The 13,424-nt window shown below is 68.8% G+C and carries 2 protein-coding genes; both read left to right on the plus strand.

Features of this window, described 5'->3' with window-relative positions; translation table 11 throughout:
- Positions 1-16: 16 nt before the first annotated feature.
- Positions 17-11,563, plus strand: a complete 11,547-nt coding sequence (locus tag WMF39_RS16210) for a tetratricopeptide repeat protein (RefSeq protein WP_437746400.1) — start codon at positions 17-19, stop codon at positions 11,561-11,563.
- Between the two features lie 189 nt (positions 11,564-11,752).
- Positions 11,753-13,390: a protein kinase domain-containing protein gene (locus WMF39_RS16215; protein ID WP_437747986.1), complete on the plus strand. Its 1,638-nt coding sequence runs from the start codon at positions 11,753-11,755 to the stop codon at positions 13,388-13,390.
- Positions 13,391-13,424: the final 34 nt, after the last annotated feature.

A 13,424-nucleotide genomic window follows, 5' to 3' on the forward strand; every position in this document is an offset into this window, starting at 1 on the left:
CGAGGGTCGATAATCAATGGATCTTGCGCAGCGTCTCAATCATCTCGAGTCGGTTCATGACTGGCAAGGGCTCGTCGAGGAGCTCGAGAAGGGGATTGCGGCCGAAGGGGACGCGACCCGGAAGGCGGCATATCACCTGAAGCTCGGGCGGCTGCTCGAGGAGAAGTTCCTTCAGGCCGTCAAGGCGCTGAAGCACTTCCAGGACGCCTACAAGCTGAATCCAGCGCTGTTAGAGGCGCTGGAGTCGGCTCGTTCCATCTACTGGGACCTCGGCAAGACCAACATGGTCCAGAAGCTCCTGGAGCTCGAGCTGAGGAACGCCCCCGAGGGTACCGCGGCCGCCGAGCTTCGCGTGGAGCTCGGCGACGTGCTCTGCGACGCGGGCGATTTCGAGCGCGCGACGGAGATGTACGCGAAAGGCCTCGCTGCGTCCGGCGGGACGAGCGAGGAGGCGCGGGCTTGCCTCTTCGACATGCAGGTCGATCAGTCGTCGTGGTCGGCGCGCATGGCGGAGCTGGTGGATGCGGCCGACGCGGCCGCGAGCACCGACGAGCGCAAGCGGCTGCTGCTCCGCGCGGCGCGCCTCGCGAAGCGCTTCGATCGCGGTCAGCTCGAGGACCTGCTCCGGAGAGCGTACGAGACGGCGCCTTCCGACAAGCAGGCCGCGACGATGTTCGAGGGGCTCCTCGTCGAGGCGGAGCGGCCGCAGGCGATCGTGGAGACGCAGCGACGCATCCTCGACGCGCGCGCCGGCGTGGCGCGCGGAGAGGCGGCGTTCAAGTTCGGCGTCCGCTGGGCCACGCGGCACCAGAACGTCGAGATCGGATCGAAGCTCCTCGAGGAATCGCTCCGGTTCGACCCCTCGAACGAGGCTGCGTTCGCCTACCTGCGCGAGCTCTGGGGGACGAAGGAGGGCAACTGGGAGCGCGTCGCGTCGCTGGCGGAGAGCGCTGCCAACCAGAACGGCAGCTCCCCGTACATGATCGCGCAGGCGGGCGGCATCGCCTGGCGCCAGCTCGGCAACCTCATCCGGGCCAGGAGCTGGTTCGAGAGGCTCTCGGCGGTCGCCCCGACGCACCCGAGCGTGAGCGCGTTCGAAGCGCAGATCGGCGAGCGCCTCACGGCCGCTCCTGTCGCGCCGTCCGCGCCTCCACCGGCTGCTGCCGCGCCCGTGCCCGTTGTCGTCGCGCCCGCGCCTGTTGTCGTCGCGCCGGCCGCGCCTGCGCCCGTGGCCGTCGCGCCTGCGGACGCCACGCCGCTTCCCACGAGCGCGCCTGCGCCCGTCAGCGCGCCGGCCCCGCTCAGCGTGCCGGCCCCGCTCAGCACGCCGGCCCCGGTGAGCGCGCCGGCCCCGGTGAGCGGCAGGGCGAGCGCGCCCGCGAGCGCTCCTGTGGACGCCTCGTCGGTGGACGAGCGCGACGCGAGGTCCTCGGTGGCCGACATCGAGCCGCCGCCTCCTGCGCGGGCTCCCGCCGAGAGCAGGCCTGCGGATTCGGAGGTCGGCCGGCGGCCGACAGCGCCGCCGCCTCCCGGCGCGGAGGTCGCGGGCCGCGTCGAGGAGCTCAAGGCCAAGGCCCAGAAGCAGGAGCAGGCCAAGCGGTACAACGAGTACGTCAAGACGCTGATCGAGATCGCTGAGGCGGTCTCGGATCCTGCCGAGAAGATCGACAACTACGCGAAGGCGGCGGAGCTCTACTCGGGCAAGTTCTCGAACGCGGCCGAGGCGGTGAAGTGCTACGAGTCGATCCTCGCGATCGACGGCGAGCACGCGCAGGCGATCGACTTCCTCCGCCAGAGCTACGAGAAGCGGCGCGACTGGGAGAAGCTCATCGGGCTGCTCCGCCGCGAGGCAGCGGCGCTCCCGGAGGGCGGCGATCGCGCCGCGAAGTACCTCGAGATCGCGAAGCTCGCGTCGGAGCGGGTGAAGAAGGTCGACTTCTGCATCGAGCTCTGGGACGAGGTCCTCGCGAACGACCCGGAGAACCCCGAGGCGCTGAACGCGCTGGCCGGGCTCTACGAGAAGAACAAGGACTACCAGGCCTTCGCGAGGGTGCTGCAGAAGCAGGTCGACACGACCTTCGACAGCACCCAGAAGCTCGCGCTCCTCAGCAAGCTCGCGCAGCTCTACGGCGAGCGCCTCAAGGACGACGAGGCGGCCGTCAAGGCCTGGCAAGAGGTGATCGCGCTGAACCCCCAGGACCGCAAGGCCCAGGAGGCGCTCAAGAAGGCGTACCTCCAGCTGCAGCGCTGGGACGACCTCGAGGTGTTCTACGCCGAGAGCGGCAAGTGGGACGAGTTCATCCGGGTCCTCGAGTCGCAGGAGGCCAAGGAGACCGACGACGCGGCCAAGATCAGCCTGCTGGTCAAGATCGCCGAGCTCTGGATGGTCCAGAAGCAGAAGGCGGATCGCGCCGCGCGCGCCTACGAGAAGGTGCTCTCGATCGACGGCTCGCACCTCGCCGCGGCCGAGGCGCTCATCCCGATCTACACGCAGGCGAACAACCCGAAGGGGCTCGCCGGCGCCATCGAGGTGAAGCTCTCGCACGACCAGGACGACGTCTCCCGGCTCGACCTCTACCGGCAGGTCGCGGCGCTCTACGAGACGCGCCTCAAGGAGCCGCAGCGGGCGTTCGAGCGTTACCTCTCGGCCTTCCAGATCGCCCCGCAGGACGAGCAGTGCATCGATGACGTCGAGCGCGCCGCGCGCTCGACGGAGGGGTGGGACGCCCTGATCCAGGCCTACTCGTCGGCGATCTCGCGCGCCGAGGGCGAGGGGGACATCGCGCTCGGGGTCGATCTCCGGCTCCGGCTCGGGCGGGTGTTGCTCGACGAGGTGAAGCGCATCGACGAGGCGCTCTCGCAGTTCCGCGCCGTGTACGAGGCGGACGGCGAGAACCAGGCCGCGATCGGCGCGCTGGAGCGGCTCTACCGCGAGACGGGCCGGTTCGGCGAGCTGCTCGGCATCTACGAGAAGAAGCTCGGCATCGTCACCGAGCCGGAGGAGCGCAAGCAGATCCTCTACGCGATCGCGGAGCTCTACGAAGGGGAGCTGCGCGACGCGGCGCAGGCGATCGGGACGTACCGCCAGGTGCTCGACGACGAGCCGATGGACCCGCAGGCGCTCGCGGCGCTCGACAAGCTCTACCGCGAGCAGCAGGACTGGGAGTCCTACGTCGACGTGCTCCGCAAGCGGATCGACTCTCCGCTCGACGAGCAGGCGCTCATCGACCTCAAGTTCCGGCTCGGGAGCACCCTCGAGAAGCACCTGAACGATGCGGCCGGAGCGCTCGAGAACTACAAGGAAATCCTGATCCTCGATCCGGGCAACGACGCGGCGCGCCTCGCGCTCGAGGCGCTGCTCTCGAACGAGTCGCTGCGGGCCGAGGCGGCGGCCATCCTGCAGGAGATCTACGAGGGGCGCGGCGACTGGGAGAAGCTGATCCAGGCGCTGGAGATCCTCGCCGCGGCCGAGGGCGACACGGCGACCCGCGTCGCGCTGCTCCGGAAGGTGGCGCGGACGGCGGCCGAGAGCCTGAGCGACCTGGGCCGCGCGTTCGACGCGCAGTCGCGGGCGCTCAAGGACGACCCGTCGCACGCCGAGACGCGGGCGGAGCTCGAGTCGCTCGCCGCGCAGGCGGGCGCCTGGGACAGGCTCGACGTCATCTTCAGCGAGATCGCCGATTCGCTGAGCGACGCGCGGCTGAGCCGCGAATACTGGATGCGCCTCGGGAGCATCCACGAGCGGCTCGGCAAGGTCGAGGAGGCGGCGAACGGCTACCTCCGCGTGCTCTCGATCGATCCCGCCGACTCGGAGGCGCTGGAGGCGATGGACGAGCTCTACCGGCGCACCGAGCGCTGGGGCGATCTCATCGGCGTCTACCGGCGCCGCATCGAGCTCGTGCACGAGCCGTCCGAGCGCGAGGGCCTCTATGCGCAGATGGCCGAGGTCTACGAGCAGCGGCTCGGGCAGCCGGAGGAGGCGATCGCCGCGTACCGCGAGGTCCTCTCCATCGACAACACGAGCCTGGTGGCGCTTGCGGCGCTCGACGGGCTCTTCAGCCGCCAGGGCATGTGGGAAGAGCTGGCGGACAACCTCGAGGCGCAGCTCGGCATCGCGGTCGAGGAGGAGGCGCAGATCCGGCTGATGCTCCGGCTCGCCGCGCTGCGGGAGTCGCGGATGCGGCTCGTCGACTCGGCGATCGACATCTACCGGCAGGTGCTCGAGCGCGAGCCGACCAACGTCGAGGCGCTCGGGGCGCTCGAGCGCCTCGGGAAGGTCGCCGAGCACGAGCTCGCGATCGCGGAGATCCTCGAGCCGCTGTACCGCCAGTCGGGCGACTTCCAGAAGCTCATCGGGGTGCACGAGGTGCAGGTGCGGCGCAGCGACGACGTGACCCGTCGCGTCGAGCTGCTCCACCAGATCGCCGTGCTCTACGAGGACGCGGGCAGCGACCTCAGCTCGGCCTTCGACACCTACGCGCGGGCGCTGAGCCAGGATCCGGCCTCGGAGTCGACGCAGGAGGGGCTCGACCGGCTCGCGCGCGCGACCGGCCGCTTCGCCGACCTGGCGCGCGTGTTCGAGACGCTGGCGGCGCAGCAGACCGACGCGGAGCTCGCGAGCTCGCTCTACACGATGAGCGCTCGGATCTACGAGGGAGACCTCGGCGACATGGACAGCGCCGTCGGGCACTACCGGCGCGTGCTCGAGATCGATCCGCGCAACCTGCACGCCGCCGAGTCGCTCGAGCGGCTGTTCAGGACCTCGGAGCGGTACAACGAGCTGTCGCAGATCCTCCAGCAGAAGGCGGACATCCTCGACGACCTGAGCGAGAAGAAGCTCGCCCTCTTCCAGGCCGCGAGCCTCGAGGAGGAGGTGCTCGAGCGGCACGATCAGGCCATCGCCGTCTATGGCAAGGTGCTCGAGCTCGACGCCGAGGATCTGCGGGCGATCGACGCGCTGACGAAGCTCTACCTCAGCCTCTCACGCTGGCAGGAGCTCCTCTCGGTCTACGCGAAGAAGGCCGATCTCGTCCTCGATTCGAACGAGAAGAAGCGCATCTACTACCAGATCGGCGCGGTGTACGAGCGCGAGCTCGGCAACGTCGCGAGCGCGATCGACACGTACCAGCGCGTGCTCGAGATCGATCCGGACGATCTCCAGGCGCTCGGGCGGCTCGACGTGCTCTACCAGACGTCGCAGAACTGGCTCGAGCTGCTCAGCGTGCTCCAGCACGAGGCGGAGATCACCGCGGATCCGGCGGAGGGCATCAGCTACCAGTACCGGATCGCGGAGCTCTACGAGAAGCACCTCGACGACGTGTCCCGGGCGATCGAGCTCTACCGCGATCTCTTGCAGCAGATGCCCGATCACGAGCCGACGCTGCGGGCGCTCGAGCAGATCAAGGACGGCAGCCGCGAGCCGCTCGGCGCCGCGCTGGTGCTCGAGCCGATCTACGACGCGTCCGGCGAGTGGCAGAAGCTGATCAGCGTGCTCGAGGTCCGGGTCAAGGTGGCCGAGGACCCGTACGAGAGGGTCGATCTGCTCCACCGCATCGCGCGCCTCTCGGAGGAGATGCTGAGCGACCACGTCACCGCGTTCGAGACGTACGCGCGGGCGGTGACGTGCGATATCGGCAACGAGGAGTCGCTCTCGAACCTGGAGCGGCTCGCGATGATGGTGAACCGCTGGCCGCAGGTGGCCGCGCTGTACGACACCGAGCTCGGCCGGCTCGGCGAGGAGCCGGCGCGCTTCGTGGAGCTCGGGCTTCGGCTCGCGCAGATCTTCGAGACGCAGCTCGACGACATCGACAGCGCCGTCGCGCGCTACAGGCGCGTGCTCGAGGTCGAGCCGGAGAACCAGACCGCGATCGCGTCGCTCGATCGCCTGTTCACCGCGACCGAGCGGTGGGGCGATCTCGTCACCATCCTGTCGCGCGAGTCGGAGATCGCGCAGTCGCCGGACGAGATCCTCGAGTTCAAGTACCGGCTCGGCGTGGTCTATCAAACGCGTCTCAACGACCTGCCCGCGGCCATCGGGGCGTACCGCGAGGTGCTCACGGCGGCGCCCGAGCACTCGCCCACGCTCGAGGCCCTCGAGGGGCTCTTCGCGGCCGGGATCAAGCAGATCGAGATCGGCGCCATCCTGGAGCCGCTCTACCAGGCGGCGGCGGAGTGGGAGAAGCTCGGCGGGGTGCTCGAGGCGGAGCTCACCCACCTCACCGAGGCGCAGGAGCGGCAGGCGATGTACTACCGGCTCGGGGAGCTCCAGGAGGAGCGCCTCATCTCGCCGGACGGGGCCCTCGCCGTCTTCATGCGGGCGTTGAAGGAGTACCCGGGCGACGAGAAGACGCTCGAGGAGGTCGAGCGGCTCGCCGGCTCGGTCGACGGCGGCTGGGAGATGCTCGCCAACGCGTACGCCGACGTGCTGGGCATCCACAGCGACAAGGACGTCCAGACCGGCATCGGCAAGCGGCTCGCGCGGGTCTTCGAGACCGACCTCAGCGACGTCGCCAAGGCCGAGGAGACGTACCGGTACGTGCTCGGCATCGAGCCGCTCGAGGCCGAGGCGCTCTCGAACCTCGATCGGATCTACACGCAGCTCGAGCAGTACCCGGAGCTCGCGAGCGTGCTCGAGCAGCGGGTGCGCGCGACCGAGGATCGCCCGGAGCTCGTCGACCTGTACCTCCGGCTCGGGCAGACGTACGAGGAGCGGCTCGGTCAGCTCGACGACGCCATCCGCGCGTTCCGGCGCATCTTCGACGAGCTCGAGACGACGAACGAGCAGGCGATCAGCGCCCTCGAGCGCATCTACACGGCCAAGGGGGCCTGGACCCAGCTCAAGGTCGTGCTGGAGCGAGAGCTCGAGAACGCGATGGGCGACAGCCAGGAGGCCGACATCCGCGCCAAGATGGCGCACCTGCTCGCCGATCGGCTGAACGACGTCCAGGGCGCGGTCGAGACCTGGAAGCGCGTCCTCGACCTCCGGGGCGAGGATCCGGAGGCGCTCGGGGCGCTGTCCAACCTCTATGAGCGCGTGGGGCAGTGGTCCGAGCTCTGCGACGTCCTCGAGCGGCATTACGACATCGCGATCGATGACGAGTCGCGCGTCGCGGTGCTGCTCCGCCGCGCCAAGCTGTTCCACGAGCAGCTCGGCCGCGACGACTCGTCGCTCGACGACTACCAGCGCGTCCTCGACATCGACTACGCGAACCTCGAGGCGCTCTACGCCATCGCGGCGATCTGGCGGCTGCGCAACGAGCCCGAGCAGATCGTGAGCTCTCTCCACCAGACGGTGGATCGGGCGCGGGACGTGCTGCCGGCCGAGAACGTGATCGCGCTGTACCGCGAGCTCGGGACGACCTACCAGCACGTCCTCGGGCAGGCGTACGACGCCATCGACGCCTGGAGGAAGCTGCTCGAGGTCGACCCGAAGGACTTCGAGGCGATGGCCGCCCTGGAGAACCTGCTCCGGGCCGAGGGGCGCTGGGTCGAGGTCATCGACGTGAAGATGGGCCGGGCGGCGGCCTACGAGTCGCCGGCGGACAAGGTGCGCGAGTACCTCGAGGTGGCGCAGATCTGGGAGCACCAGGTCGAGGAGAAGGACCGGGGCACGCTCGCGTACGAGAAGGTCCTGGAGCTCGAGCCGACGCACGACCAGGCCTTCGCGGCGCTCGAGGAGCTCCACGACGCGGCCCGACGGAGCGAGCCGCTCATCGAGCTCTACCTCGCGCGGCTCGAGTCGCGCGAGGAGGTCTCCGACAAGACCGACATCCTCCGCAAGGTGGCCCGGGTCTTCGAGGAGCAGCTCGAGGACAAGCCGCAGGCCTTCGACGCGCTGCTCACGGCGTTCGAGATGGACTTCTCCGACATGGACACGGTCCGCTACCTCGAGCGCATGGCGCAGGCGACGAACCGCTGGCCCGAGCTCGTGCAGACGGTGAACGGGTGGCTGCAGCAGCAGACGGCACCGCTCCAGAAGATCACGCTCTGCCTGCGCCTCGCCAAGTGGTACGCGGAGGACCTCGGTCACCCCGAGTACGCCCAGCCGTACTACCAGCAGATCCTCGCGCACGACCCGAACAACGTCGCCGTGCTGCGCCAGATGGCGAACTTCTTCAAGAAGACCGGCCAGTGGCAGCAGCAGGGGCAGATGCTGACGAGCGCCCTCAACGTCGCGGTCACCGACGTCGATCGGAAGGAGGTCCTGACCGAGCTCGGCGAGGTCCTCGAGAAGCACATGGGCGAGGTCGAGCAGGGGCTCAGCTTCTACCGGCGCGCCCTCGACGTGGATCCGCTGCACCTGCCGGCCCTCGAGGCGCTGGAGCGGATCTACACGGATCGCGATCAGTCGAACGATCTCGTCGACGTCCTGCTCCGCAAGGCGCGGGCCGTGAACGAGTCCGACGTCGTCGCGGCCGTGAAGCTGCGCACGGCCGGCCTCTACGAGTCCAAGCTCGGCCTGATCGAGAAGGCCGGCGCGGTCTACCGCGAGGTGCTGGACATCGACGCCTCGAACCTCCTCGCGATGCGGGGGCTCGAGCGCGTCTACACGGCGACGCACCAGTGGCCCGATCTCGTGCGCGTCCTCGAGATGCAGCTCGACGTGGTCACCACGGAGCGCGAGCGCATCGACGTGCTGATGAAGATCGCGACCCTCCAGGAGGCGCAGTTCCTGAAGCCCGATCTGTCGGCCGCGCGCCTCGAGCAGGTGGTCGAGATCGACCCGAGCCACGAGCCCGCGCTCGAGGCCCTGGAGCGCTGCTATCGCCGGCTCCGCCAGTGGCACGATCTCATCAACACCTACGATCGCCACATCACCGCGGCGGAGGATCGGCAGAAGAAGATCGAGCTCTGGTCCCACACGGCCAAGGTCTACGCAGAGGAGATCGAGGACCTCGACCGCGCCATCGACGCGTACCTGAACATCGTCGACATCCAGGACACGCACATCCCGGCCCTGGAGGCGCTGGCGAAGCTCTACGAGAAGCAGGACAACTCGGCGAAGGCCATCGAGTACATGACGCGCGTCGCCGACCTGACGGCCGACGGCAAGCAGCGCGTCGAGATGTACTTCCGGATCGGCCGGCAGCTCGACGAGAAGCTCGGCGAGCGGGTCCAGGCCCAGGAGCGCTTCGAGATGGCGCTCGATCTCGATCCGTCGCACGTGCCGACGCTGGCGGCGCTGCGGGTGATCGCGATCGACGCGGCCGACTGGGATCGGGCGGCGCGTTACCTCGATCAGGAGCAGATGAACACCGACGCGCCCCGCGCCAAGGCGCGGCTGCTCGTCGAGCTCGGCAAGCTCCGGGACGACATGCTCGGCGAGCACGCGCTCGCGGTGCAGGCGTACGAGATGGCGCTCCAGAGCGATCCCGACAACGAGGACGCCGCGATGCCGCTCCTCAACGAGTACGTCTCCACGGAGCGGTGGGCCCAGGCCGAGCCGCTCGCGGAGATGCTCGTCAGGAAGAGCGGCAAGCGCGATAGGTCAGAGCAGCACCGGCTGCAGCGGACCTTCGGGCGGGTCCTCGATCGGCTCGGCAAGGACGACGCCTCGCTCAAGGCGTACACGGCCGCGCACAACCTCGATCTGACCGACCAGGAGACGATCCGGGGCCTGGCGGACGTCAGCTTCAAGCTCGGCGATTGGGCGAGCGCGCTGACGAACTACCAGAAGGTGCTCACCAGCCTCGACGAGGCCGAGACCGAGGAGCGCGCGACCGTCTACTACAAGCTCGGCTGCATCAAGCAGGCGCAGGGGCAGTCGAAGCAGGCGGTCAACAACTTCGAGAAGGCGCTCGGGGCCGATCCCGCGCACCGGCCGACGCTCGAGGCGATGGTCGCCGTCTACGACGCGCTCAAGGACTGGAAGCAGGTCTGCCACTACAAGCGGCTGATCCTCGACAACATCATGGACGGCCCCGAGCGGTTCAAGATGTTGAACGACATCGGCGACATCTGGGTCGACAAGGAGAACAACATCCCGAAGGGCGTGGAGGCCCTGGAGGAGGCGCTCGACCTGGAGCCGCAGAACCACGTGCTGCTCCACAAGCTGCTCCAGCTCTACCAGCGCACGGGGCAGTGGGAGCGGATGGTGGACTGCCTCCAGCGCATCGCGGAGCTGGAGCCGCAGCCGGATCGGAAGAGCCGTTACCTCTACACGATGGCGCAGATCTACCGCGACAAGCTGGACGACCCGGCGCGCGCGGTGGAGCTGTTCAACGACACGCTGGACCTGAACCCGCACTCCCTCGAGGCCTTCGAGCGCATCAACAAGATCCTCACGGCGCAGAAGGAGTGGAAGCAGCTCGAGCGGGCGTACCGCAAGATGCTGCACAGGGTCGCCGGCAAGGGGAACACGGACCTCGAGTACAGCCTCTGGCACGCGCTCGGGCTCATCTACCGCGATCGGCTCGGCGACAGGACGGCCGCCCTCGAGACGTTCCGCATGGCGTCGCGGCTCAAGCCCGAGGACGCGACGGAGCACCTGATCCTCGCGGAGCTCTACGAGCAGTCGGAGCAGTTCGATCTGGCGACCGGCGAGTTCCAGGCGATGGTCAAGATCGATCCGATGAAGATCGACCCGTACAAGCGGCTCTACCGCCTGTACGTGGACAGCAAGCGCTACGACCAGGCCTGGTGCGTCGCGGCGGCGCTGTCGTTCCTCCGCAAGGCCGATCCCGACGAGCAGCAGTACTTCGAGGACTACCGCCCGCAGGGGCTCATCCAGGCGAAGAGCCGGCTCGACAACGAGCAGTGGATCAGGAACCTGTTCCACGAGGAGGAGAACCTCTACGTCGGCAAGATCTTCGAGATGATCGCGGGGGCCGCGCTCAGGGCGAAGATCGAGACGCTCAAGCAGCGCCGTGAGCTGCCGGTCCTCGATCAGCGCTTCCTGCAGGATCCGGCGACCTCGACGGTGACGTTCGCCCGGACCTTCGGGTGGGCGGCCAACGTCCTCGGCCTGCCGGCGCCGCGGCTCTACGTGCGGAGCGACGTGCCCGGCGCGCTCGTCGCGGTGGCGAACGAGCAGCCGGCGTCCGTCGCGGGTCAGACCGTGCTGACCGGGTTCTCGCCGCAGGAGCTCACGTTCATCGTCGGCAAGCACCTCGCGATGTACCGCGGCGAGCACTACATCAAGACGCTGTTCCCGACGGTCACCGAGCTGACGGTGCTCCTCTTCGCCGGGATCAAGCTCGTCGCGCCCGACACGTCGGTCCCGCCGGACATCGAGAAGCAGATCACGGCGACCGCGCAGACGCTCCGCGGGTTCATGCAGCCGATGCAACTCGAGGGGCTCCGCATGGTGGTCAAGAAGTTCCTTGCGGAGGGCGCGAAGGCCAACATCAAGCGGTGGGTCCAGTGCGTCGACATCACCGCGGCGCGCACCGGCCTGCTCCTCTCGGGCGATCTCGAGATCGCGAAGAAGATCATCGCCGCCGAGCCGCAGCAGCCCGGGGATCTCCCGCCCCAGGACAGGCTCAAGGAGCTGATCGTCTTCTCGACGAGCGATCAGTATTTCGCGCTGCGTCAGGCGCTCGGGATCGCCATCGGCGAGGGGTGATCCCGCGCGGCAGCAGGGCCTAAGTAGCGGAATTCACCCCAATAACCGGAGCACCCGGGGCATTCAGGGGAGCGCGCGCGCGCTCCTCGCCCCGGGGCTCCGCTGTGCCGGAGGGATGCACATCTCCATGAGTCTGCTTGACGAGTCAGCAATCCTTACGAACGATCAGGTGCTGTGACCTCGTCATCGATGATCGTCCGGCTCCCCGTGCAGTCCGCGAGAGGCTTCGGGAGATACAGGCTGATCGCAAAGCTTGGGCAGGGAGGGATGGCCGAGGTCTTCCTCGCTGCGCATCGCGGCCCGCTCGGGTTCGAGAAGCTGGTCGTGATCAAGCGGCTCAAGCCGGGGATCGCGACCGAGCCCGAGGTCAACGCGATGTTCCTCGACGAGGCGAGGCTCGCCGCGCGGCTGAACCACCCGAACGTCGTGCAGACGTACGAGTGCGGCCAGATCGACGAACAGTACTACATCGTGATGGAGTACCTGGAAGGGCACTCGCTCGATCGGATCTGCAGGAAGATCGACCCGTCGCGTCACCGCGCGGTCTACCTGGCGATCCTCGCCGACGCGCTCGCCGGGCTCCACTACGCGCACGACCTCATGGATTTCAACGGTCAGCCGCTCCATGTGGTCCACCGCGACATCAGCCCGCACAACATCTTCGTCACCTACGACGGGCAGGCGAAGGTTGTCGACTTCGGCATCGCGAAGTGGGCGACGCGGGACGCGGACACCAGCACCGGCGTCGTGAAGGGGAAGATCCGGTACATGGCGCCGGAGCAGGCCCTCGCGACGATGGTCGATCGCCGCGCGGACATCTTCTCGATGGGCCTCATCTTCTGGGAGCTCGTCGTGGGCGAGCGCTTCTGGGGGGATCTCTCCGACGTGCAGATCCTCCAGCGGCTCACGTTCGGCGAGATCCCGAAGCTGCGCGAGCGGTGGCCCGCGGCGCCTGACGCCCTCGAGCGGATCTGCTCGCGCGCGCTCGCGATGGCGCCCGAGGAGCGGTACGCGACGGCGGCCCAGATGCGTGACGACGTCGAGGCGTACCTGGCGACGATGGGCCGCCGCCCCTCCTCGGCCGAGATCGGTCGCCTCATCGGTGAGACCTTCGCGCACCGCCGCGCCGAGGTGAGGTCCGCGATCAGCGACCAGCTGGGGCGGCTCCACGCCGGCGCGGCCGAGGGCGGGGAGGAGTTCGAGATCCTGCCCGTGCTCGAGGAGCGCGGCGCCGTGCCGTGGTCTCAGCGCATGCCGCTCTCGCAGATGTCGCAGCAGTTCTCCGCGCCGGTCGGGGACCAGATGCTGGGCGACGACCCGTCGCGCGAGGACAGCATCTCGAACCGCCAGACGATCCCCACGATCATGGTCGCCAACACCAAGTCGACCCGGCGAAAGGCGCTCTGGAGCGCGGGGATCGCCGTGCTCTCGGTGCTGCTGATCGGCGGCGCGTGGGCGGTCCTCGCGCTCCGCCCCACGACGCCCCCGGCGGAGGGCGATGTTCCTCCGGAGACCAGGGGGGGCGAGGCCACGACCCCTTCTCCTCCGACCTACGCGCCCCCGGTCGCCAACCTCGTCGAGCTCCGGATCATCGCCACGCCGCTGGACGCGAAGATCTACCTCGACGACGTGGAGCTCCCCAGCAACCCGTTCTTCGCGAGGTTCAGCCGGGATGGCACCGGGCACCGCATCCGGGTCGCCGCCGACGGGTACACCCCGGAGGCGCGCTTCGTGGTGTTCACGCGCGACGAGGTGCTGACCATCAACCTCCGCCCGGTGCCGTCGACGTCCCCCAAGGCAGGCGGCGGCACCGCGCCTCGGAAGTGACCGGCAGCGCCGCGGGCTCGGCGTAACCGCCGGA

The sequence above is a fragment of the Sorangium sp. So ce1504 genome (genome assembly GCF_051521635.1).
Classification (GTDB): Bacteria; Myxococcota_A; Polyangia; order Polyangiales; family Polyangiaceae; genus Sorangium; species Sorangium cellulosum_B.

Excerpts from the sequence above, each read along its gene's own strand:
- WMF39_RS16210 (WP_437746400.1), top strand. The coding sequence starts at position 17 with ATGGATCTTGCGCAGCGTCTCAATCATCTCGAGTCGGTTCATGACTGG.
- WMF39_RS16215 (WP_437747986.1), top strand. The coding sequence starts at position 11,753 with ATGATCGTCCGGCTCCCCGTGCAGTCCGCGAGAGGCTTCGGGAGATAC.